This window comes from Paenibacillus sp. FSL R5-0517 (genome assembly GCF_037974355.1).
Classification (GTDB): Bacteria; Bacillota; Bacilli; order Paenibacillales; family Paenibacillaceae; genus Paenibacillus.
The window spans coordinates 2,377,849-2,402,159 of record NZ_CP150235.1 but is presented as its reverse complement, the minus strand read 5'-3'; the positions used below and the strand labels follow the sequence as shown (position 1 = coordinate 2,402,159).

24 protein-coding genes are annotated in these 24,311 nt (G+C 47.1%); 8 read left to right on the top strand and 16 right to left on the bottom strand.

Features of this window, described 5'->3' with window-relative positions; genetic code table 11:
* Positions 1-295: 295 nt before the first annotated feature.
* The 4 genes from MKX40_RS10855 to MKX40_RS10840 form a co-directional block, all read right to left on the bottom strand.
* Complete coding sequence (locus tag MKX40_RS10855; protein WP_339241488.1) at positions 296-1,177, bottom strand: SMP-30/gluconolactonase/LRE family protein; 882 nt, start codon at positions 1,175-1,177, stop codon at positions 296-298.
* Between the two features lie 15 nt (positions 1,178-1,192).
* On the bottom strand, positions 1,193-1,855 hold the full coding sequence (locus tag MKX40_RS10850; RefSeq protein WP_339241486.1) for an SGNH/GDSL hydrolase family protein: 663 nt from the start codon (positions 1,853-1,855) through the stop codon (positions 1,193-1,195).
* A gap of 36 nt (positions 1,856-1,891) precedes the next feature.
* A complete protein-coding gene (locus MKX40_RS10845) occupies positions 1,892-2,680 on the bottom strand; it encodes an alpha/beta hydrolase (RefSeq protein ID WP_339241484.1) in 789 nt (262 codons plus the stop codon).
* A 144-nt stretch (positions 2,681-2,824) separates the two neighbouring features.
* Positions 2,825-3,658, bottom strand: coding sequence for an AraC family transcriptional regulator (locus MKX40_RS10840; protein WP_339241482.1), 834 nt, complete (start codon positions 3,656-3,658; stop codon positions 2,825-2,827).
* Positions 3,659-3,786: 128 nt separating this feature from the next.
* Between MKX40_RS10840 and MKX40_RS10835 the strand changes: the two genes are divergently transcribed.
* The 3 genes from MKX40_RS10835 (at position 3,787) to MKX40_RS10825 (ending at position 7,933) form a co-directional block, all read left to right on the top strand.
* On the top strand, positions 3,787-5,814 hold the full coding sequence (locus MKX40_RS10835) for a beta-galactosidase (protein ID WP_339241480.1): 2,028 nt from the start codon (positions 3,787-3,789) through the stop codon (positions 5,812-5,814).
* Between the two features lie 440 nt (positions 5,815-6,254).
* Positions 6,255-7,208 (top strand): WYL domain-containing protein, encoded by a 954-nt coding sequence (locus MKX40_RS10830; RefSeq protein WP_339241478.1) that lies wholly within the window; start codon positions 6,255-6,257, stop codon positions 7,206-7,208.
* A 38-nt stretch (positions 7,209-7,246) separates the two neighbouring features.
* Positions 7,247-7,933, top strand: coding sequence for a hypothetical protein (locus MKX40_RS10825; RefSeq protein ID WP_339241475.1), 687 nt, complete (start codon positions 7,247-7,249; stop codon positions 7,931-7,933).
* A 102-nt stretch (positions 7,934-8,035) separates the two neighbouring features.
* Here MKX40_RS10825 and MKX40_RS10820 read toward each other — a convergent pair whose 3' ends face one another.
* Both MKX40_RS10820 and MKX40_RS10815 read right to left on the bottom strand, forming a co-directional pair.
* On the bottom strand, positions 8,036-9,550 hold the full coding sequence (locus MKX40_RS10820) for an altronate dehydratase family protein (protein ID WP_339241473.1): 1,515 nt from the start codon (positions 9,548-9,550) through the stop codon (positions 8,036-8,038).
* Positions 9,547-11,064, bottom strand: a complete 1,518-nt coding sequence (locus MKX40_RS10815) for a tagaturonate reductase (RefSeq protein ID WP_339241471.1) — start codon at positions 11,062-11,064, stop codon at positions 9,547-9,549. The genes MKX40_RS10820 and MKX40_RS10815 overlap by 4 nt, the downstream gene beginning before the upstream one ends.
* Before the next feature lie 192 nt (positions 11,065-11,256).
* On the opposite strand from MKX40_RS10815, the gene MKX40_RS10810 reads away from it, so the two are divergent.
* The 3 genes from MKX40_RS10810 to MKX40_RS10800 all read left to right on the top strand — a co-directional run bounded on the left by MKX40_RS10810 (position 11,257) and on the right by MKX40_RS10800 (position 14,954).
* A complete protein-coding gene (locus tag MKX40_RS10810) occupies positions 11,257-12,132 on the top strand; it encodes an AraC family transcriptional regulator (protein WP_339241469.1) in 876 nt (291 codons plus the stop codon).
* 141 nt (positions 12,133-12,273) lie between these two features.
* A complete protein-coding gene (locus tag MKX40_RS10805; protein WP_339241467.1) occupies positions 12,274-14,262 on the top strand; it encodes a translation factor GTPase family protein in 1,989 nt (662 codons plus the stop codon).
* A gap of 14 nt (positions 14,263-14,276) precedes the next feature.
* Positions 14,277-14,954, top strand: a complete 678-nt coding sequence (locus MKX40_RS10800) for a tetratricopeptide repeat protein (RefSeq protein ID WP_339241465.1) — start codon at positions 14,277-14,279, stop codon at positions 14,952-14,954.
* 113 nt (positions 14,955-15,067) lie between these two features.
* On the opposite strand, the gene MKX40_RS10795 is transcribed toward MKX40_RS10800, so the two are convergent.
* The 8 genes from MKX40_RS10795 to MKX40_RS10760 all read right to left on the bottom strand — a co-directional run bounded on the left by MKX40_RS10795 (position 15,068) and on the right by MKX40_RS10760 (position 22,828).
* On the bottom strand, positions 15,068-16,129 hold the full coding sequence (locus MKX40_RS10795) for a phosphotransferase (RefSeq protein ID WP_339241462.1): 1,062 nt from the start codon (positions 16,127-16,129) through the stop codon (positions 15,068-15,070).
* Between the two features lie 92 nt (positions 16,130-16,221).
* Positions 16,222-16,848, bottom strand: coding sequence for a GDSL-type esterase/lipase family protein (locus tag MKX40_RS10790; RefSeq protein ID WP_339241461.1), 627 nt, complete (start codon positions 16,846-16,848; stop codon positions 16,222-16,224).
* 206 nt (positions 16,849-17,054) lie between these two features.
* Positions 17,055-20,222: an MMPL family transporter gene (locus tag MKX40_RS10785; RefSeq protein ID WP_339241460.1), complete on the bottom strand. Its 3,168-nt coding sequence runs from the start codon at positions 20,220-20,222 to the stop codon at positions 17,055-17,057.
* Positions 20,219-20,677 carry a MarR family transcriptional regulator gene (locus tag MKX40_RS10780; RefSeq protein ID WP_339241458.1) on the bottom strand — a complete coding sequence of 153 codons (459 nt, stop codon included), beginning with the start codon at positions 20,675-20,677 and terminating at the stop codon, positions 20,219-20,221. The genes MKX40_RS10785 and MKX40_RS10780 overlap by 4 nt, the downstream gene beginning before the upstream one ends.
* Positions 20,678-20,892: 215 nt before the next feature.
* Positions 20,893-21,330, bottom strand: a complete 438-nt coding sequence (locus MKX40_RS10775; protein ID WP_339241456.1) for a GNAT family N-acetyltransferase — start codon at positions 21,328-21,330, stop codon at positions 20,893-20,895.
* Between the two features lie 184 nt (positions 21,331-21,514).
* Positions 21,515-21,679: a hypothetical protein gene (locus tag MKX40_RS10770; RefSeq protein WP_339241455.1), complete on the bottom strand. Its 165-nt coding sequence runs from the start codon at positions 21,677-21,679 to the stop codon at positions 21,515-21,517.
* Positions 21,680-21,746: 67 nt separating this feature from the next.
* Complete coding sequence (locus MKX40_RS10765; protein WP_339241453.1) at positions 21,747-22,460, bottom strand: class I SAM-dependent methyltransferase; 714 nt, start codon at positions 22,458-22,460, stop codon at positions 21,747-21,749.
* Between the two features lie 17 nt (positions 22,461-22,477).
* Complete coding sequence (locus MKX40_RS10760; protein WP_339241450.1) at positions 22,478-22,828, bottom strand: hypothetical protein; 351 nt, start codon at positions 22,826-22,828, stop codon at positions 22,478-22,480.
* 88 nt (positions 22,829-22,916) lie between these two features.
* Here MKX40_RS10760 and MKX40_RS10755 point away from each other — a divergent pair, with 88 nt between their 5' ends.
* Positions 22,917-23,096: a hypothetical protein gene (locus tag MKX40_RS10755; protein ID WP_339241448.1), complete on the top strand. Its 180-nt coding sequence runs from the start codon at positions 22,917-22,919 to the stop codon at positions 23,094-23,096.
* Between the two features lie 14 nt (positions 23,097-23,110).
* Here MKX40_RS10755 and MKX40_RS10750 read toward each other — a convergent pair whose 3' ends face one another.
* Complete coding sequence (locus MKX40_RS10750) at positions 23,111-23,362, bottom strand: hypothetical protein (RefSeq protein WP_339241446.1); 252 nt, start codon at positions 23,360-23,362, stop codon at positions 23,111-23,113.
* 104 nt (positions 23,363-23,466) lie between these two features.
* On the opposite strand from MKX40_RS10750, the gene MKX40_RS10745 reads away from it, so the two are divergent.
* Entirely contained in the window at positions 23,467-23,685 is a 219-nt protein-coding gene (locus MKX40_RS10745) for a helix-turn-helix transcriptional regulator (protein WP_339241444.1), read from the top strand.
* Positions 23,686-23,940: 255 nt separating this feature from the next.
* On the opposite strand, the gene MKX40_RS10740 is transcribed toward MKX40_RS10745, so the two are convergent.
* Positions 23,941-24,306, bottom strand: coding sequence for a hypothetical protein (locus MKX40_RS10740; protein WP_339241443.1), 366 nt, complete (start codon positions 24,304-24,306; stop codon positions 23,941-23,943).
* Between the last annotated feature and the right edge of the window lie 5 nt (positions 24,307-24,311).

The window sequence follows — 24,311 nt, the reverse complement described above, 5'->3', positions numbered from 1 at the left end:
ATACAAGAAGCCTCACCTCCCTCCAGCCTTATTGTTAAGCGCTTACATAATCATTCTTAATTCACGGTTATATGGATAATACTTTCAATAAATAACATTCGATGGAAATCCCTAAACCCCTCTGTCGAAATCGTTTTTTGTAAAATATTTTTAGTGTTTAAACTTGTCTGTACAATAAAAAAAGATGCTGTTAGAACAGCACCTTTCGACATGTTATATTTTATATAAGAGTACAAAATGAATCATTTCTTACCTGGCCGACCAGACAGAAGTTCACTACATGATTGGCACCTGTTTATTTCGAGCTACCATAGGCATGAGTCTCCTGACCTTTAACTCCCGGTCTGACGACAAACAGTGAACCCGCATCCGGCGTCGCTTTCAGACGTTCTTCCTTAATCCCTATACGTGCTGTTGTAATGTAAAGTTCTTCGAGATCGGGTCCGCCAAAACAGCAGGAGGTTACCTGATCTGCCGGTATATCAATCTGTTGCAACAGTTCAGATGTATCCGGGTTCCAGCGAGTGATTCTTCCTCCGCCCCAATGTGCAACCCACAGCATGCCCTCACCATCAACCGTCATGCCATCCGGAAAACCGAATTCCTCCGGTATATGAATGACACTTGTCCGATTCTGTATCGTACCTGCTGTCAGATCAAAATCAAACCGGTCAATCGAACGTGTAGGAGTATCAATATAATACATGGTCTTCCGGTCCGGACTCCAACCCAGACCGTTGGATGTAGATACACCTTGTACCATCGTGCGAACAGGTTGTCCTTCCTCCAAACAATACAATGATCCGGCTTTGCTTTTATTATTCATGCTCATCGTGCCTGCCCAGAAACGGCCCTTTGCATCACACTTGCCATCATTAAACCGATTGGTATCCTTATCTTGTTCGGGGTCCTCAATGGCATGCAGCTCACCCGTAATCAGGTGAAACGTATGAAACCCACTGCGTAATGCAACCACAACCTCGTCACCCCGATACGGAACAACCGCGCCGACATGTTCACCCACATCATAAGCTTGATCCTGACCTGTAGCCGGATCATACACATGCACCTTGAAACTTTCAATATCTACCCACAATAATCGATTGTTCTCCGCATCCCAGCTCGGCCCTTCCCCTAGCAATGCGGGGGTTTGTACTGCAATAGTTACATTGCTCATGCCATCACGTCCTTTTTAAGATTTGACGCCGCCCGACCATTCGAATCCGATGGCATCCAAAAATGCTTTGGACAGTACCATATGGCCCGTTGCATCCGGATGTACCCGGTCATAAGTCAGCACAGACGTATAGAAATGATCCCAAAATGGAGCAAATGCAGCCTGTGTATCCACATACACCGCATCATACTCGCTGGCAACCCTGCGTACCGCTTCTCCGTAGATATCCATCGTGGCCCGCATCGGATCTTCCGGATTGGCCTCAAGGTAATAAGGCGTCATCAATACCAGTCCTTTTAGGTTGGGACGAACCGAAGCCACCAGTTCACGCAATGTGGATTCGTATTCTTCAAGAAACACATGGGAGTCTGTTGAGAGTGGGTTATCAAACTGACGCCATACATCGTTAATACCGATCATGATTGTGAGCCAATCCGGTTTAAGGTCCAGCACATCACGATCCCAGCGCTGTTTCAGATCACGAATCGTATTCCCACTATTACCCACATTCTGGACACGCAACATCAATTCCGGATAGATGGATCGCAACAGGGCATAGACTTGCGCTACATAACCATGGCCCAGACCTGAACTTCCTTCGCCTACAGGATGTTCCCGACCACAGTCTGTGATCGAATCTCCGATAAACAGAAGCTTATCATTTTTCTGCAATTTCATTGTCATTTACTCCTTCGCTCTAAAGCGCTAATATAATTACCAGCCTTGGTTCTTAAGCCACGTCAAGCATAGATCCGACCATACCCGAACGGCGGGGTTGTCCTCAGCCAATCCAAGTCCATGTGAGCCCTTTTCAAAAACATGCAAGTCATAAGGAATGCCATGCGCACCCAATGCCAGTGCATAACGCAAGCTATTCTCTACAGGTACTGCCTGGTCATCACTGGTGTGCCAGATGAACGCTTCAGGAGCATCCGCTCTCACCTGCTGCTCCGCGCTGAAAGCTTTAATCTGCTCGGCAGACGCATCAGATCCAAGCAAATTTTCACGGGAACCGGCATGTCCATAGGACTCCATCGTAATGACCGGATAACAGAGAATAACCCGGTCCGGGCGTGAACTCTGGCGTTCAATACGATCCTCATGATCGTGTTGTCCCTCGTCATACAGCGTTCCCAGTGTTGCTGCAAGATGTCCTCCTGCGGAGAAACCAAGTACTGCAATCTTGGCAGGATTGATGCCGTACTGCTCGGCATGCGCACGAACATAACGTATGGCACGCTGACCATCTGTTATCGGTGCTGGATGCTGGTGAGGTGCCACCCGATATTTCAGGACAAATGCACTGATGCCTGCACGGTTCAGCAATTCGGCTATTGGAGCACCTTCATGATCAGCCAAAAATCCATAGCCACCACCAGGGCATACAATGACAGCGCTCTCGGAACCGGGCTGAATAAATGGAATCAAATGTGGCATGTCGTCTTCATGACCCTGCGCTGCATAAGGTGCAGCATGATCCCATAAGGGTATCGTGGTTGTCATCTTCAATCATCCTCTCCAAGTAGAACGGATACTAAGTGTCCGTTTAAACGTTTTCGAATCTCAGGAATCGATACCATCATAACGGCAATGACCCTCATGCATCAATACCTTCCTGGCATCACTTTTTAATCATTTGAGTACAAGTTAGTACAAATTACGGAACTGTTCGGGAGTCACTCCCTCAATCCTGCGAAAAGTAGCAACAAAATGGCTTGAATCCCGAAAGCCAACCCGAATTGCAGTTTCCTTAATCGTCAGGGCAGTATCACCTGTCATGATTTCCTTGGCTTTGCGAATACGCAGCAGAATGAAATAACTATAGGCTGTCATGCCAAAAGACTGTTTGAACAAGGTGTTCAAATGCCTGGATGAGATCCCCGTAACGGCAGCCATATGTTCAAGCCCAATCTCGGGATTCCCATAATGCTGCTCCATGAATGCAATGAGTGGGGCCAATCTCTCCACGGCATGTGAGATGGAATGACGATTGCCCGTCATACCATGTTTTTTGAGCATAATCAGAAATCGGTATATATCCGCTGACGCTTCGAGTCCCGACAAATCTTGATCACTGCTGATTGACTCCAGTACCTCCTGGCCGTAATTGTTAAATGGGTTGCCCTTCTCCCACTGATGGAATGCCGCTTCACCCAGACCAAGTGACTCCATGATTGCCGGACACTGCGAACCGCCAAATGTAATGTATAGTGTCTCCCACTCCCCCTGAGCGCGCACATATTCATGCGGTTCATTCGGAGGCAGCAAAATACCGGATGCTTCCCCCAGTATGACCGTGGACCCAACAAACTTGAATTCTCCGGCTCCCTTCACGGTCTGAAGCCAGTGATAACAGGGATACCCCGCAGGTCTGGACACCTTCTCCTGATTGCCGTTATAACCCAGACTCTCAATATAAAGAGGCAGCGGGTGATCACGTGATGTCATGAAATATCGTTGATGTCGGGGTGAGATAAACATGGGATGCCTCCTTAGGTATAGGCTGAATTAGACTTCCGTATTCTTATATGAGTCATTACTTTTATTATATTTTAAAAGTCATATGTATCATATAGTATAGGATTATTCTTATACAAGAGGTGAACACATTGATTAGCAGCAAACTACCCAAAATGTTCTACGGCGGCGATTATAACCCGGAACAGTGGGATCACGAAACCCACCTTGAAGACCTGCGCATGTTCCAATTGGCAGGCATTGATATTGCCACGATCAACGTATTCTCATGGGCATTGATTCAGCCTGATGAAGTTACTTACCGTTTTGAAGAACTCGACCAACTGATTAATCGTCTATATGAGAATGGTGTCTATATATGCCTTGCAACGAGTACGGCTGCCCATCCGGCCTGGATGGCGAAGAAATATCCAGACGTGCTTCGTGTAGATGCTGACGGACGCAAACGCAAATTCGGCGGGCGACATAATTCCTGTCCCAACAGCCCAACCTATCGCAAATACGCTGAGAAGATTGCAGATAAACTGGCCGAACGATACAAGGATCACCCCGCAGTTCTCGTATGGCACATCTCCAATGAATATGGCGGTGATTGTTACTGTGATAACTGTGAGAAAGCATTCCGCGTGTATCTGAAGGAACGTTATCAGACTCTGGAACGGGTCAACCAAGCATGGAACACGAATTTCTGGGGGCATACCTTCTACGATTGGGACGAGATTGTACTTCCAAGCAACCTGAGCGAACATTGGGGGAACAACAATTCAACATTCCAGGGAATCTCGCTGGACTACTCTCGCTTTAACTCCGACAGCATGCTGGATTGTTATCTGTTAGAGTACGATGCGATCAAAAAACACATTCCGGACTCCGTTGTGACGACCAATCTGATGGGCTTCTTCAAGCAATTGGACTATTTCAAATGGGCAAAACATATGGATATCGTCTCGTGGGACAGCTATCCCGGTCTCGCAACACCTGTCAGCTTCACGGCCATGGCTCATGACCTTATGCGCGGATTGAAGGATGGTCAACCGTTCATGCTTATGGAACAAACACCAAGTCAGCAGAACTGGCAGCCGTATAATTCGCTGAAACGTCCAGGTGTCATGCGTCTGTGGAGTTATCAATCTGTTGCGCACGGGGCCGATACCATCATGTTCTTCCAGCTTCGCCGCTCCATCGGTGCCTGTGAGAAGTATCATGGTGCAGTTATCGAACATGCTGGACACGAGAATACACGTGTATTCCGCGAAGTCGCTGAGCTCGGCAAGGAATTGCAGATCCTTGGTGACACCACGTTGGATGCATCTGTTGAATCCAAAGTAGCGATTGTGTTCGACTGGGATAACTGGTGGGCCATTGAAAAATCAAGCGGACCTACAGTTGCCCTGAACTATGTGGATCAGATCCATAAATATTATGCAGCCTTCTTCCGCCGCAACATACAAGTAGATATCATCAGTGTGGATACGGATATGAGCAAATACGACATTGTCCTTGCCCCTGTCCTTTACATGGTTAAACCAGGATTTGCCGCCAAACTGGAGAAGTATGTTGAAGCAGGTGGAACGTTCCTGACGACCTTCTTCAGTGGCATTGTGAATGAGAACGATCTCGTAACCACAGGTGGATATCCGGGAGAACTCCGTAAACTGCTCGGTATCTGGGTGGAGGAGATTGATGCCCTGCTGCCGGAGCAAAAGAATCGCATTGTTCTCAAAGAAGCCTACGGCGATCTCAAAGGAGAATATGGCTGCGGCATGCTGTGTGACCTGCTGCACAGTGAAGGAGCCGAAGTCATCGCGGAGTATGGAGACGACTTTTATAAAGGCATGCCTGTGGTGACACGGAATACCTTTGGCCAAGGTGAAGCTTGGTACGTTGCATCCGACCCGGATGAACGCTTCCTGGATGGTTTGTTGGGACAGCTTGCAGCAGCCAAGAATGTAGAGTCCTTGCTTGAGACACCGGAAGGTGTTGAAGTAAGCGCACGTACCAAAGACGGCAAACCTTACCTGTTTGTCATGAACCATAACGCAACTACGCAATCCTATGATCTCGGTACAGCCCAGGCTCATGATCTGCTCACCCAACGCGAACTGTCGGAAAATGTTGAGATTGAGGCCCGCGGGGTGCAATTGCTCGAAATGAAATAAGTAATTTCGCTTCATTCGAATCATTGGAAGCACATCATGTGGCAGAAATACCCGTGATACAAAGTGTCACATATTTATTCCTTTTGTGCTTGTTATTGTGTTCAGCAAGGATATTGGTATAATTTTCATACCTTTATCCTCTTCTGCAATCTATAAGCTGCTACTTCCCGTATCCGTTCACACTGGATACGGGTTTTTGGCATGATCTGTGGTTTAATTAATAGAAGGAAATATCACATTGCAAAGCGAATTGGACGAGACATACATTTTAACAATGCCTGCCGGAACTTGCTTGTGAACCCTGTTGCTGAACTATCATAAAATGATGAACAGCTGAAATATTGGTGACACTCATGATGTCACTTAATCGTTGTTACAATAGTAAGTATAACTACGACATCACTTTCCGGCGGCGCAAAGATCGAAACGGAGTGGCTGACATGAACAGAACAAATCGGCTTGCTGCCATCGTAATGGCACTACAGCATGGTCACGAAACGGCACACTCATTAGGTGAGAAATTCGAAGTTTCCCGTCGTACAATCCTCCGGGATATTCAGTCCCTCTCCGAGATGAATGTGCCCATTATTGCCATTTCGGGTCCGGGAGGTGGTTTTAGTTTAATGGAAGGTTATGTATTGCCCCCATTACAACTGGACCCGGTAGAGGCAGCGACGCTCATATTCGCTCTTGAGGGTCTGAGTCGCTACGCTGACACGCCCTTTCATGAGAAACGCTGGACTCTGATGAACAAAGTTAAAGCCATTATTCCAGATGATATCATGGCCCGAATTGATCCCATGCTCAAACAACTGCATCATCACATTCCAGATCGCAATTACATCCTTCATCACCTCGATCCATTGCTGGCCTGTATACCTGAACAAGGATGGTTAAGTGTGCTGTACCGCTCCGTATCACGTATGCGATGGCTACATATCTGTCCCACACGGGTATATGCTTCCTCCGGCTTCTGGTATTGTGAAGCATATTCCATCGAACATGGTGAACAGCGTCTGTTCCGGGTCGATCGAATAATGGATGTCAAGGCGATCGAGCCACAGGAAGAACAGGCGTTAAGCGAACAGGCAGAGCAACAGCGCAACAAGCCGATCCCTCCCGAACAACCGCCAACTCTGGTTAGAGTACGACTGAGTTATCGGGGTATGGTTGAAGCCGAACAGGACGAGCATATCGGTGAAAAAATGATTGAAATTGCCCCAGATCTCTGGGAATTGTCATTTCTCTGTCCACCAGGAGAATGGGACTGGGCCGTACGGTTTTTTTACCGATTGGGACGTGAGGCTGAAGTGATCGAGCCCCTCAAACTCCGGAGCGAGATTCGTCAGCATGCCGAGGAAGTGAGCCGAAGATATATTGCTTCAACCCAATAATCGCTTCATCATACTTTTCAAAGGAGCCTGCTGATATCATGACATATGAACCCGTTATAACATACGAAGAAGCAGTACAACGCATCCAGTCTATAGGGATGCTGCCTTTGGCACCACTATTCGCCGAATACCCTTCTCTATCGTCGCTAACTCCCAAAGAACATTGGCACAAGGATGATGAACGCGATCCCTGGTTATGGCGTTCACGCCTGGCTGAAGAAGGCATCGCTGCATATGGAAAATTCGTCAAAAAGAAAGCGCTTCTTGTATCGCGTGAATACTTCCCTTGGGTCCACCGACTGCTTTCCGACTCCAGAACCGCCCAGGAGCAGTATGAAGCAGGGTTGCTCTCCCGTGAAGCGTTCAAACTCCATGCGTTAATTGCAGATCAGGAAGGTATCGATGGACGTGCCTTGCGATCACAAGCCGGTTTCGGGGCAAAAGAGGATAAAAAAGCATTTGACCGCGGGCTACTGGACCTTCAGAGCTGTGCTGCCATTGTGATCAGTGGAACTAAAGAAAAAGAGGGCCTCGTTGAAGGCAAAGTCGCATGGAACAGCTCCGCATATGAGACCGCAGATCACTGGATGCAACGTCATGGCATTACACCATTTGAAGGCAGCGTAGAAGAAGCACGTGAGCTGCTGGTTACACAACTGCAGCAACACGCATCTTCCGCCGCATTATCAAGCATTACCAAAGCAATGGGCATCCGTGGAATCTAAATGAAGCCAATCCCGGTTGTCGTGCAAATTTCAACCGGAATTGGCTGTGTGGTTTACCTTATAATGCATCTCAGACGATAGTCCTCTCCATCCAGCATGGATTTAGAGAATCACGCCATCCTTGAATATGGCAATCTCTCGGAATCCATGCTGCTCACTGAGTGTATGAGACCGTCCTGAAGCAATGTCAATCAGTTGGCTGAACAGCTGTACTTTGACCTCATCCATCGTCTGCCCCTCCAACAGTTGGCCTGCGTTGAAGTCGATCCAGTGTTTTTTTCGATTCGCAAGATCGGATTGAGTCGCAATCTTGACGGTAGGTACCGGGCCTCCGAATGGAGTGCCCCGTCCTGTTGTGAAGAGCACGATATGTGCACCTGCCGCAGACAGTGCCGTGACAGACACCAGATCATTACCCGGTGCTTCTACAATATTCAGACCAGTTTGAGTTACACGTTTGCCATAGCGCAGAACGTCAACGACTGAAGAACGCCCTCCCTTTTGCGTACATCCAAGTGACTTTTCCTCGAGTGTGGTAATGCCACCTGCCTTATTACCAGGTGAAGGATTCTCATAGATATTCTGGCCATGGTTCACAAAATATTGCTTGAAGCCGTTCACGAGGTCCACCAGATCGTGAAATACTTGCTCATTGGCAGCACGATTCATCAAGATCGTCTCCGCACCAAACATCTCCGGAACTTCCGTCAGAATAGCCGTCCCCCCGGCAGCAACCAACATATCAGCAACCGCACCGACCAGCGGATTGGCTGTAATGCCGGATAAACCATCCGAACCACCACACTTCAAACCAATCTTGAGTTTACTGAGCGGAAGCGGCTGCCGTTGTTCATGTTCGGCGATCTCCACAAGTTCTTCCATCAGTCGAAGTCCTTCCTCAAGCTCGTCATCCGTTTCTTGCGCTTTGAGAAACCGTACTTTGCCTCGGTATTCCGGAGCGATACACTCACGGAATTCATCGACCTGATTGTTCTCACAGCCCAGCCCGATGACCAGCACACCTCCAGCATTCGGATGCTCCACCAAAGAGGCCAGCAACTGTTGTGTATACTTCAGATCATCGCCAAGCTGTGAGCACCCGAATGGATGTGGAAAGTGAAATACACCATCTACCCGGCTTCCAAACTGGGACTGACCCATACGTGCCAAAGCTTCACACACTTTATTGATACATCCAACCGTGTTCACAATCCAGATTTCATTACGGATACCTGCTTCACCATTGGGACGCAAATATCCATCGAATGAGCGCAGATGTTCCGGAGGCATGTCCGTCTGAATCTGGACTCCCGGTTGGTACTCATATTCAAGTAATCCGTGCAGACCCGTCTTCAGGTTGTGACTATGAATCCAGCTTCCCTGCCTAATCTGCTCTTTCGCAATCCCGATGGAGAAACCATACTTCATCACATCATCACCCGGTGCCAGCGTATGAACAGCAATCTTATGCCCTTTGGGCACGTCATCCAGCAAATTAAAAGAAACTCCGTCTGGCAGTGTAATCTGTTCTCCTTTGGCATAATCCCGAAGCGCTATAATGACGTCATCCTGTGGTTGAATGGCAATCCAATCATTGATTGTACTTGTTGTGTTCATTTCCCTTCACCTTCCAACAAACCGATTTCACGAACAAGTGCTGCACGCAGCCCTTCTCTTGCATCTAGATTTTCGCCCCAGATCAGAGTATCCGACAACACAGCCGCTACCCGGTGATCCAGTTGCTTCTGATCCCTGTTGAGCGTGTCATAACCGTCCCAGTGTGCGGCCAAAGCACCCAGCACATCGGGGTCATCCCGCAACAGAATGTCATCCCCATTCAGTCGTTGTGCCTTGTAACCCTCTGGCGTATTCACAGGACGATAGAGACATAATAATCCAGCAAATCCTTCAATTAAACGTACTGGCCAACTTCCCTGATTTTGCGCGTAAGACAACAGTGTAGGCAGCACACGAACCTTGAATTTTCCGATCGTATTCAATGCAATATCTTGCAATTTGTGATCAATGTACGGGTTAAGGAAGCGTTCGAAGACTTCTTCCGCATACTGGTCCAGCTGATGATCGGGCATATCCAGGGCAGGAACGATCTCCTGATGCACAGCTTCCCTGATCCATGAGCCAAAATGCGGATCTTCCATCGTTTCTCTCACATGCTGCTTGCCTTGCAGAATGCCGAGGGATGACATTAAGGTATGTGCCCCATTCAAAATACGAACCTTGCGTATCTGGAAAGGCTTCAGATCTTTCACCCAATGTACATTGAGACCTGCCTGCTTAAGAGGAAGTTTTTTGTCCAATGATTCATCGCCCTGAATAGCCCAGAAATGATATGGCTCTGCCGTATTAATCAACTGATCCTCATACCCCCAGCGATTCGTCAATGAATCAGTTTCCTCCCGGGTCGGCGCACCTGTCACAATTCGATCTACCAGATTGTTCAGGAAATGATTATGATTCTCGATCCATGAACGAAAACCATCTGAATACCCATAATCCTCACTATGCTGGAGGACACAACTGCGCAGCACATTCCCATTGCCTTCAAGCAGCTCACATGGCAGATGAATCAAACCTCTGGATGGGTCACCATCAAATTTCAAATATCGCCGATGCAGAAACACCGTTAATTTCCCCGGAAAGGATTGAACCGGTTCACCCTCGATATAGTCCGCATACGAATATTTCAATCCTGATTCAGTTGTATTGGAAATAACGAACTCAAGTGAAGGCAGTTCTGCCAAGTTCAGAAAGGCATCCCATTCCTCATACGGATTGATACACTGTGAAAAAATGGAGATCAACTCTGTCCGCTCAACCGGCTTCCCTTGAGACAGACCTCTCGTAATCATCGTATATAATCCATCCTGATCGCGAATCTGTTCCAGCTTGGCCTTGCCTCCCGGTCGTGGTTGGGTAACAGCTACACTTCCATGGAATTTGCCTTGTCTGGCACTCTCATGAAGCATCCAGTCCGCAAATCCCCGCAAGAAATTACCTTCTCCGATCTGCAAAACCTTCACGGGGCGCTCCATAATCTCCTTGCACTTGCGCTGACCGTCGCTCCCCAGTAAATTCAGCTTCAACCCTGGCCGTTTCGTGCTTGCCGACATGGACACTCACCTCATCGATTATTTGTACTGTCGGAATGCAGTTCGAAGGCTCTGCACCCTTTTATTGTAAACGCTTTAAATTCATTGTATCATCAATAAAAGGAAATTAAATTGCTTATATTGCGGTAAATATACTCTCTCATGACCAGGTATAACATCTCGTTGAAGACGATTGTCTGGAAAGGAGTCTTTATGGAACGTTCACCTGTTCGTACAACTATTCAGGCAGAATCCGGTATCCCGTTCCGCCTGGTGTACAGCGACACCAAATCTCCCCAGAATGAATTGCCGGATCATCTTCATGACTGGCATGAAATTATCTATGTATATCGGGGTCAGGGAAGCATCTTTATTGATACAGGACTTGAAAATATGCAGGAAGGAGATCTGTTCATTATTCCGGGCAGCACAGTTCATCGAGCCTTGCCGGATGCTGGAAATCCTGTCACATCTTCCGCATTGTTCTTCAGCCCGGGATTGCTGGCCTCGACCGCTGGAGGCGCTGCTTCTTCTATGTTAAGCCTGTTTGAACGTTGTCGCAGACAACGAGTGTATAAGAGACATCTGAGTACACAAGAGCAATCACAGGTAGCAGCCCTTATTGATGATATACAGACCGAACTTCAGCTCGGTCATCATCTAAGCGCACATGCGGCCCTGTTGAGGCTACAACTGTTGCTCATTTTTCTGGAACGTCTGGAAGCTGCGGGACCTGCGAACCCGGGGAAATCCGCTGCGGGACCCTCATGGCTCTCTTCTACGATCTCTCATATTGACGATAACCTTCGAAATGGCCTATCCCTGAATGAACTGGCTCAGTATGCTGCGGTATCACCAGCCCACTTCAGTCGTGCCTTCAAACGATACACGGGCATGACTCTAACGGATTACGCATTAGCCCGAAGAGTTATTATGGCGAAAGAACATCTGGTGCAGGGCGATGAGACGATGGCAGCCGTTGCTGATGCTTGCGGGTTCGACAGTCTGCCCCACTTTTATCGTCAATTCAAAAAATTAACCGGTACAACGCCCGCAGCTTACCGCAGAACCATGAACAGTTCACATTAAAATTGAATCAGCCTGGTCGAAGGTTCCTGGCACGAATCATATATATCCACATATTCTTCCATATGGAAGATGTGGTATGATAATCTGGATTATTACTTGTCGGAAACATTGCATTCCGTTGTCAGAGGAGCTTGGCATTCCATGTTAAACGAATTGAATCGCAGGAATATTGGCATCTTCGCCCATGTGGATGCAGGGAAAACAACGACCACCGAGCATATGTTATATGAGAGTGGTGTCGTTCGCAGTCCGGGACGTGTAGATGACGGAACAACAGCCACAGACTCACTCGACATTGAGAAAGAACGTGGCATATCCGTTCAGGCAGCCATGACCTCTCTGATCTGGAAGAATACCATCATCGACCTCATTGATACGCCTGGGCATATTGACTTCAGCTCTGAAGTAGAGCGAACACTTCGAGTGATGGATGGTGCTATTCTCATTCTGTCGGCAGTAGAGGGAATTCAAGCCCAGAGTGAAGCCATCTGGCATGCTCTTCGTTCACTTCGCATCCCAACCATCATCTATATTAATAAAATGGATCGGGTTGGCGCATCTGCCCCGGCAGTCATGGAGCAGATTCGTTCCACCCTGTCCCCTTTCGCATGCGAAATCCAAACGTATCAGCTCCATGAAGATACTTTTCATGGCATCGAATCCCTATGGAATAATGATCAAGCTGCACTGTCAGATCACACACCATCCATCCCAGGTCTTATCGAATTACTTGCTGAACTGGACGAAGAAGTCATGGAAGCCTACATCCAAGAGACTTTGTTATCCCAAAGCGATCTAAATGAAGCGTTCCTGCACTATGTACATCAGGGTGAGATGTTCCCGGTATGTTATGGTGCTTCCAGCAAAGGCATCGGCGTCACGGCACTGCTCGATTCAGTCCTTGCATTTCTGCCTCCACCTGCACAACCTGTGGATTCTCCCGTATCGGGAGTTGTGTTCAAGATTGAACGTGACCGCACCATGGGACGCACGGCTTACGTTCGCATGTATGGTGGTAGTCTCCACAACCGTGACACCATCCATAATTCGACGCGGGAACTTGAAGAGAAAGTGACGCAGATTCGCCGTATGGATGGACGGAAATGGGCCGACACAGGTAGCGTTCACGCAGGACAGATTGCTGCTCTGTACGGACTGAGCGACACCCATGTGGGGGACATTATTGGCAGTCCCGAGGGTGTGCCTCCTCTGCCACAGATGGCTGTGCCTTTGTTGACCGTACAAGTACATGGCAAGGACCCGGCTCGTTACCCCGATCTTGTGACAGCATTGCAGGAGTTGACCGACGAAGACCCCTTGCTCGACCTGCAATGGTTGCCAGAGGAACGAGAGCTGCATCTCAAGGTCATGGGAACCATTCAGCTTGAGATTTTATCCAGCCTGTTACGGAGTCGTTTCGGATTGGATGTTGTGTTTGATCCGCCATCCGTTATCTATAAGGAAACGCCTTGTACAGCTGGAGAAGGTTACATCGCTTATACGATGCCCAAGCCTTGCTGGGCCATCCTCCGCTTCAAGATTGAACCTTTGCCTCGCGGAAGCGGTCTGATCTATGCCTCAACCGTAAGGACCGATGATCTGCTGTTACGTTATCAGAATGAAGTCGAACGGCGGATTCCGGAAGCCTTGTCTCAAGGTATGCTTGGTTGGGAAGTAACCGATCTGCGCATCACACTGGTGGAAGGGGAACATCATGTCTGGCATACCCATCCGCTGGATTTTGTCGTAGCCACGCCTATGGGAATCATGGATGGATTAGCGAGAACAGGTACCACGTTGCTGGAACCCCTTCTTCAGTTCCGATTAACGGTCCCGGAGGAATATGGCGGTAAGGCCCTCAGCGATCTGGTACATATGCGTGCAACCTTCGAAGCCCCCGTCATCGGAAGCGGACGTTGTATCATTGAAGGAGTAATGCCTCTTGCAACGTCAATGGATTATCCGGTGAAGCTGCGTTCCGAGACTGGCGGCCGCGGAGTGCTTACCACTTCATTTGCCGGATACCAGGATTGTCCTGCGGATGTGAACCCTGCTCGCAAACGTAGAGGAGTTAATCCGTTGGACCAATCGAAATATATTTTAAGTGTACGAAATGCGATTACATCATAAATGGAGTTGAACCTGTGCTTATTAAATTTCTTATCTTTGGCCTTCTATGGCGGATTGTAGGTAATCCGTTCATTGCCATCCTCATTTTACTCGTTATCCTGTATTTCCTGGATCGTCGTTACGTTGGGGTGTTCCCAAGCTTCACCAAACCTCTCAAGCGTATGCGTAACATCTCCCGGCTTCGACAACAACTTGCCATGAATCCCAATGAAGTTTCTTCCAAGCTGGAACTGGCTCGCCTGTTAATTGAACGCAAGCGTTACAGTGAGGCACATGCCTTATTGCTTGAACTGGAGCGCCCATACGAACAATCAGCTGAGTACTGGGAGGCACTGGGGACGACTGAGCTTCATCTGGGTAACATCGAACAGGGAGAACGTCATATTTTAAAAGCCCTCGAGATCAACCCCAGAGTCAAGTACGGACGCCCGTACCTAACCCTTGCTGGTGCCTTCAAAGATACGCATGAAGATAAAGCGCTGGATTATGTGCATCAATTTCAGGAGATTCATTCCTCTTCCAGTGAAGCGTATTATCTGCTAGGCTCGGTTCATCGCTCCCTCGGACGTAATGCAGATGCGAAGCAGGCCTACGAGCAATCGTTGAACGTATATCGTTCGTTGCCCAAATACAAGAAACGTCAGGAGCGCCGCTGGGCTGTCCGCAGTTGGTTCCGCAAACGTGGATTGTAGTGTCATCCGTTATCCGATGTAATCTTCAGATATCACTCTTCTAACTAATAAAAGTGCACTGATCTCTGCCCTCGTATGAGCAGAAACAGTGCACTTTTTTCATAAAAATGATATTAATATACCAAAATCTCACGCAGGCGTTCTTCATTCAAACGCATCCAGTCCATCCGCTGTTTGAGCTTCTTAATCTGATCCACAGCCACTTCCGGCTCATCTGTGCCCTCGAACATCCGACTGATGAAATGCATGACCACATCCAGACTGCGCAGCAGAATTAATCGAGGAATGGCTAACAACTCTTCCGGTTCAAGGCTGACCTGTTCCCGAAATCCCCTGATCAGTCCCTCTTGTGCCTGCCACATCCAATCTTCACTCTTGTCCATGGTAAGAAGGTCAGACATCGGAACAGCTAACTCCATGACCCGCAAATCCCATGTCGCAAATTCAAAATCCAAAATGGCACAGATTTCACCATCTTGCTGATCTGACAAAACATTCGAGGCATTGACGTCCCCATGGACCAATTGATGCGGCAACTGTTCCATTCCCCGCAGGGCATCAAACAGATCTGGCAGCGCATCTCCCAGTTGCTTCAGCTCATGCGCACATGCGATTAATGCCTCTGGCGGCGATGCGCATAGTTGTAATAATCGTTCTGGTGAACAGAGCGGATATGCGTCCTGAATTCGATAGTACGGTGGATACACAGGTTCAAGTGGTATATCCAGCGTTGCCATAACAGAAGACAGGGCCCCCGCCGCTTTACCGAGTCCAAATAATTGGTCTGGCTTATGCCAGATGGGATTGACACCTTCCCGATAATGAAACAGCGTCGCAATTTTGGTATGACCTGTGAGGGTATCTTTTACAGGAAGAAAGGTATCCCCCTCGCCAGATAACCGCCTTACAGGTGAAGGTGTATGAAGCTTAAAGTTCGAACGTTGGAGGGCTTCCAGCACCTCGTGTTCAAAGGTGATTTTCATCGGATCATTATGTGTTTCATATTGTCTCATTACGTAACTCGTTCCGTCTATATGGAGCATGTAGGTAGAATTATTCATCCCACCTTTTCCACGCTCACCTATCCAGTCCGATGTGAAACCATAGGAGGCCAACACTTCGGATATACGTTGCTGCTCTGAATGATGGAGGGAACCGGATTCGATATTTTGCACCAAAAATTAACCCCTTTATCTCTCAAAATGGAACGGTCTTTTATTTATCTTAAAGGAAGTCCATCGCTCGGTCTAGTTCTGTTCCAATGTGATCATGAGAACGGATAATATCCAGTTCGATTAAGCTGCTCTGCAATAACACGATAGCCTCTCGCATTGGGATGCACTCTGTCCCAGAACAACAGCTCACGCTCACGACCTTCGAACTTGTCATAAACCTGAGCACACGCATAGTTGCCCGATCCCGCTCCATTCAAAAATGAATTATATTGGCGCACCCAGTAGGCTGCTTCCGTCGCTTGTGGATACGGGTTGTACAATCCGATAGATCGGACCATATACTCACTATTGCCCTTTAACTGCCGAATGTGCCTCATGATCTGGGATACATTACTGCGGGTTTCTCCAAGCACCTGTGTCATTTTACTGGCATTGGGTATGCCGCCACTTGATTTAAAGGTACGAATCAGATCATTCCCGCCAATGGATAATGTAATGATATCCGCCTCACTCAGCGATTGCCGTACGCGGGGATGCGAAGAAATCATCTGCAACATCCCCCCAGACGTCAGTCCATTTACGCCCATATTTTCCATAGATACAAATGTACGAACATTCATTTCTGCCATTCGCCGATATAAAGGAACAAAGCCGGTGCCCAGCAACGCTCCTGTACCGACCGTTAATGAATCTCCTATAGCCACATATCGATATACCATCCCGTCGCCCCTCTCTGCTGTGAATTCCTGAACAATAATGAACTGCTCTATATCTTATGATGAGTGGCAAGACAAGGCGCGGGATGGTGTCCTTAGGCAAGCACCTTTCTTTTGCACAAGATGTGGTTTTTCTACAGATTTAAAAAAAGAAAAAGCCCTGCCGCATAACACGGCAGAGCCTAATCCATTCATTGCAATGCATTATATTACATGCCTATGGTCCGATCCGACTCAACGGAATCCGCCTGTTTCTTGTTAGGGAACGGCCACCAGTTCGCCCGGCCAAACATCTTCACCATCACTGGCACGAAGAATGGCAGGAAGAGCAGAGAGTACAGGATCAGCCCGCTAAGAACTACTGTAGCAATCTGCATCATTGAGAGAACACCGGATGGATACATCGCAGCAAAAGTTCCGCTCAGAATGACCGCTGCAGATAGAATAACGGTTCCCATGTTTTTCATCGCGTACAATATGGCATCCTGTACTTTCATGGCTTTGTTCTCATTGAAACGATCCATCAGGAAGATGCTATAATCCACACCGAGTGCAATCAGCATGACAAATCCGAAGAACGGAGTAACCCAGCTGATGCCTGCGAATCCAAGGATATTAACAAAGACCACTTCGGTTAACGCCATTGATGTGAAATAAGCCAGTAATAAGGAAACGATTAGATACAATGGCATAATGACCGAACGAAGCAGCACGACCAGAATAATAAATGTACCCGCCAGCATCAGCATGACAGTACGTGTATAGTCATTATTCGAGATCTCCTGCAAATCTGCAAATGTACTTGTCACGCCACCTATAGCTATGTCTGCTTTTTCAAGCGTACTGCCTTGTACCGCACGATGTACTGCCGCTTCAATGTCAGGAACACGGTCAATAGCTTCTGTGCCGTATGGATTCTCTGCAAAAATAACATCAATCGTCATCGTTTTTCGATCTTCGGAAAGATACGTATCAAATACCTGTTTGAAGTCTTTGCTGTTCAGAGCTTCTTCAGGAACGTACCAGCCTGCCAGATCCGAATCCGGTGAATTTTGCAATTGCGTCAGATAATCCTGTGCCGAATCCAATCCTCCTGAAACCTGTTTGATGCCATCGACACTTTGGTTCAGTCCATCTGTCAGTTGTGTCAGCTGACCACTCAGATCCGTGAAACCTTGCTGCATTTTCTCCTGACCACCCTGAAGCTGGCCAAGTCCATCCTGAATGGAAGGAATCTCACTAATGACTTTCCCCTGACCATCAGCAGCCTGTTTAAGACCGGATTGTAACTGATTGATTCCCGTTACAATTTGGCCCAGACCATCAGCAAGAGCCTTCTGTCCGGCTGCTGCGGAGGCAAAACCTTCATTGGCCTGATTAATTCCAGCAGCGGCTTCTCCCAGCTTGGTCTGAATCTGACCCAAACCTTGAGCGAGCTGCGCTGTACCAGAACCTGTTTCACCAATCGTACCTTTGATACGCTGGTAATCAGCATCTTGCTGTAATTCAGGATATCGCTCTTCAAGTGCTGTGAAGGATTCGGAGAGACTGGTCAAAGCTGTTGAGACCCCGCTTAGTTGTTGCTCCAGTTCACGAGTTCCTTCCCCCAGTGCAGCGACACCAGCTCCCGCCTGACGATAAGCTTCAAGTAACTGATTATTCGCCTGCGCAAGTTGATCTGCACTCGTTTTGGCTTGCTGAAGCCCGGCTTTTAATTCACCGGCACCTGCGGAACCATCTCGAATACCTTTTTCAATCTGCCCAAGTCCCTCACTGAGTTGCGTGATACCCGATTGCAACTGCGAGGTCCCTTGGGTAAGTTTTCCTGCCCCATCAGCAGCTTCTTTTAATTGGGGTTCATTTTTACTTAGCTGACTGCTGGCTTCACTCAGACCATCACGGATTTTGTCCAGACCCGTCTTGCCTTCTCCCAGTCCATCCGATAATGTTCCCACTTGCTGTGTAACTTCAAAATCTTTAATCTCATCACCCGTAGGTCGTGTCATACTGCGGACACCAGAGACTCCGGCCACTTTCTCTACTTCACGGCTAATTTTCTCGGCTACAGCCATATACTTCGCATTATCCATCGCTTCATCGTTCTGAATGACGATCTGACCCGGCAGCGATTCACCCGGACCAAAGCTGTCGGAGATAATGTTGAATGCTTTTACGGAATCATATTTCTCCCCAATCTCATCGAGACTGTTGAACGACAGTTTGCCATCGTAGGTTGCCAATAAAGGCACACAGACAGCCGCAACGATGAGCAGCGCAGCCCATGGACGTTTCAGTGAGAAGCGGCCAGCTACACCATAGATCTTGCTCTCCGCATGTTCAAGCGAACCCTTCGACGGCCAGAATAACTTCTTGCCTAATACCGCCATGAAGAAGGGAACGATCGTCACCAAGGCGAGCATCATTACGGCAATACCCACAGCTACGGCAACTGCAGAACGATACAACATAAACTGGGCAAAGCCGATCGCAATGAATCCAACCAGCACGGCCAGTGCTGAGAAGAGTACCGTTTTACCCGCAGTACGATAGGTAGCAATGATGGCGTCCCACGTATTTTCATGATGAGCCAGTTCTTCCTTGAACCGACTGATTAACAGGATGCAATAATCCGTACCAATCCCGAACATAACGGCGACCATAAAGATCTGTGTAAACGTTGATATCGGGAAGTCGACTCCATCCACGAGGAATGCAACAATCTGTTGCGATACAATGTAACTGATCCCCACCGTCAGCAGCGGTACAAACGGAGCTACAAACGAACGGAACACCAGGAACAGAATGAGTAAAATAAAGACAACGGTAATATATTCTGACTTCTTGAGCCCCTCTTGGGAACTTTCAATGGTATCCTCGTCAATCAGACCTTTACCGGTTATGTAGTGCTCCACATTGACGGTCTTCAATGTTTCATTCAGGTCTTCCCGCATTTCCTTGACTGTACGATCTCCCTGATCAATAGATAGCGACGTTAATATCGTTTTGCCATCAGCCGAGATCATCTTCTCGGACAATTCAGGTTGGGAGAAAGGTTCCAGAATGGACAGAATGCCCAGCTTCTCTTTGTCGGCCTCCAATTGTTTAACAGCCTTCTCTGCCTCTTGTTTGCCCGTGGTACCCAGACCATCGGGATTATAAAATACAAGAGCAATTTGGCTGCCCTGCTGTTCTCCTTTTTGTGCCGCAGCTTCATTCAGAATCTTTGCAGCCTGGGTGGAAGAATACCCTTCAGGAACCGAAAACTGTCCCTTCTCCCGGATTAACTCACTCATGTTAGGGGCGGTAAACATCAATACGGCAGCTACAACCACCCATAGCCCCATTAACCACCATCTTGCTTTCAGTATCGCTCTCATTCGTTCTCCTGTCCTCCTTCATGCGTTAGCAAAGCTGCCAGCTTCTCAAAAGATTCAATGAAAATCCGAACCTCTTCCGGTGTAAAATGAACCAGATACGGCTCCAGAATCTGCTGTATTTCCTGTTCTGTCTCCCTGTACACCTGTCGCCCGTTGTCCGTCAGAGTTAAATATACGACCCTGCGGTCACGTTCATCCCCTGCACGATCGACCAGATCACGATCCACCAGCTTGTTGACCAGAGCAGTAATACTGCTCTTGCCTATACATAATAGTTCTGCCAGATCAGAGGGTGTACAAGTCTGCTTCTCATTAATAAGTCGAAGGGAACAGAACTGATCCATCGTCAAAATCTGCCCTACACGTTCACGTATCTGGGTATCAAACCGTTTGGTTACCAAGAAAGAAGCATCCAAATAGCGATTAACCAAACTTCCAGCATCCGGTCTGTTCATTCATCATTCTCCTTTCGCAATATAGTTCGCTTAACGAACTATTCTCCTGTGAAACTATTCTATAATGAAACTATATTAAAAAGCAATACTTTACTCCTGCTTTTTTTGATGAGAACAATAAAAAAACAGGACGTCCGACTCAGCTAATTGCCAAATCCAACATCCTGTAATGCGTATGCTCTATTTATTTTATAAAGTAGTAGAACACTTCTGCGTTATTCTTCGTCTGTATCTTCCTCTTTTTCAAGTACACAACGGAACCGCTCCACACCTGGATAAAGCTCGCCCAGACTATATACGATGAATCCCGTATTCCGGTAAAACTCCAGGGCCTCCAGATCCGTCTCTGCAATCAAAGTGTCAGGATTGTATTTCTCCAGCAGCTGTGAAATCATGCCGCGACCATAATTTTTGAGGCGGTTCTCCGGCAGAACGGCAATATGGTGGATGGTAATCTCGCTGGAGCCTGTATGCTCATAACCGATCAGACCGATCAATTGCTCCTCTGCTTCATATCCGGCCAGATACAGTTCGTCATTCTCTACATATTGTTTCAACGCACGTTTTAGATGATCCGGATCAGGAAAGACCGAGTAAGATAACAGCTCCTGTACTACCGGTTCTTCTATGCGTGATTTCAAATTAATTAACACCCTTATTCCTCCTATACCTTGCTTGTTTCCGTTATCGTATTGTAGTCGTTAGCCTCGCAAAGTTCAAGTCGTATAACGATTCAGTTCCGATTGAAGCACAGTCGAGATGTTATCCGAAACGTTGATCTGCGCCAAATGATATGCATCCAACAGTGCGCCCCCAACAGCCTTATCGGCAGCGGAGTCACATACTCGCGATACCTTCCAACACATGTTGCTCGGCATGGATATCGTGATAACGATTGCAACCTCCCTTTTGCACATAGGATAACAACCTTCCGTTCTGATCGGCGACAGCCACACGGGTGTGGCTCCCTCCTCCATCCATCCCAATTACGTATGTATTCATCCCTAACTTCTCCCTCCCAACGGAACAATAAGAGTGCCGGGGCTTTAATCAGGTCCCGGCAGAGAATTTATTGCTTTTGCACAGCGAAACGTAGCAGTTCACAACGAAATTGTGTCGGTTCATCATACTTATCCTCTTCAATCGTCTGTGTGACATGTTCTTGAAGCAGAATATTCCAGCCTTTATAAGCCTCCTCAAGTATAGCGATAGCCTCGGCTGTGGGCAGGTTCAATTCAATTAACGGCTCGACATCACGGCCTGAGTTCATTTCTTTCTCCTCCACATTGGTACTCATCGTAATACAATGAATGCCACCTGTTCGAGTTCCTGCTTGTAACCGCTCTAGCGCTTCTTTGAATGCTAGTTTATTCGATACATGTTCCAGACAAGAACAAGCAGCTATAAAGTCAAAATGATCCTTCTCGATGGCATAATGCTCAACGTCTGCTTTTACAGCTTGCACGAGATGATCCACCTTATATTCTTTCGCATACTTGCGAAGTCCATCTATAGCCTCGTCCAGCAAATCCACACCGATGACTTCACTGTTCGTCTGTGCAAGACGCTGTGCAATGGGTATCGTATGCCTTCCTACTCCGCATCCCAGATCAAGGACACGCAGTTCCTCCTTGTGAGCGAGGATACGTTCCAGCATATCCATAACCATAGGCATTGGCCTTGACATCCAAGTACCCGAGGCGAATAATTCATTATTCTCATAGAAGTTAGAATGATAACCTGCCTCTGCTTTTCGTGCAGCCTCAAATTGTTCATTTCCCATTAAGACACCCCCAAAGTTTAGAAATTAAACGTCAATGTCCCGGTACCAGCGAATAAAAGGATTGAAAAAATGAACATGATGACCAATCCAGCCGTTACAAGTAATTTACCCGTATCTCTCTTGTATGAACTGTCGTTAAACAACATGACTCCACCTATGGAAATAGCCACCGGAGCGAGAAAAAGTGTAATCAGTACAAGCAAAACGATGGAATAACGATCCAATACCGATTCTTCATATTCAGTCATATAAGGTTGTTCAGGCATTGCCGTTTTTGTGGCAACCAGATTACCGCAAGATTTGCACTTAAACTCATCTTCTGCCATTCCTTCATGGCAGTAAGAACATTTCCTTTGTGTGCGTGCCATCTTCCGCCCCCTTCCACATCTGTCCTATCCATGAATACCCATAATACAATATAAGAAATCAATGGATTACCGATGCTGGATGCGACAGATGGTTCTTCATAAAGGATTCCAGTGCCGCCTCATATCCGGTGCGATCAACTTGAAACGCTGTGCCATGACCCGCACGGGGGACGGTCAGCAATTCCTTTTTGGTTGGGCAAGCTTCGTACAACCTGTACACCATTTCCGTTGGTACAAACGTATCTGTTCCATTATGTTGTCAGTATAAAAAAAAGCCCGTTATTACGGGCTTTTTGTTTTATACATGATCCCTTCTTTTAATCCTATCGCATACATTTCAACTCCATTGATAATTCCTTCGTTAAAAAGTTCTTCAAGTTGACTTAATTCATCACGTGCCTCTAGAGGTAGTCGCAAACGTAACCTTTGAAACAAAATCGTATGCTTTCTATAAAATTCCTGTCTTTCTTCACATAGTATATCCGTCAACTCTTTGGACTGAGTTTCAATGTATGCTGAATCAATATTATCCATCCGTTATCCCCCATGATATAAGTATAGATGTTTACCTCTATTTGCCATCGTGTTATAATGTGCCTCGAAACTAAATTGTTTTCCCCGACTAAGGAGTATTTGAAGTGACTAAAATCTCCCGGGGCCGATGTCTGCTTAAAGTTAGGATTAAGGAGGCTCGTACAACACAGGCGCAGTTATCTAGGAGAACCGGGTATACTCCCCAACGGATCTCTAATTGGGCCAACAATCGCGAGCCAATGCCTTACGAAGCCGCTGTTCTTATATCTAGAATCCTCAACTGCCACGCTGAGGATTTGTACATCTGGCATATCGAACTCTAACGCCCTTAAGCAGGCGTCCCCCGGGAAAAAGTATAGATGGGTAGATACTTTTTCAATTAAAAATCATCTAACAGCTCCTTTCAAAGCTCCCCCTTCACTTCCAAATAAAGCATATCACATGAAATTTGTGGAATATGTCGAAGAGTGTCACATTTTATACACTCTTGCCATAAACCTATACTAGGATCGAAATTTCTTGACATTTACAATTACATTATGATATAAGAAAGCCCGATTATCCATTGGATATCGGGCTTATCTCATTTTATCTCGGACAATCTCCATGTGGATTTTATTTTTTGCTATTTCCCTTTGAAGACCACCGTGGAAATGAGCCATGAGGCCAAACCTTGTCTTTTCAATTGTTTCTACTTGATCCATGTTTACAAGCAACCCGCTGTCTAACTGTACTAGATTGGGGAATAATTGTTTAGCGGCCTCATATTTGCGAGCATCTGTAAAAGATATTTTGCTTGTATGATAATGCGGAACTAAATAATTTTTAACTGGACTGAACATGTCAATATAACATAGATCAGTCAAACTATAGAAATCATATTCCCCTATCTCTTTGTCATTCATTGTTCTCGATCCAGCGATGCGGTATTTTAGTTCATCCATAGATT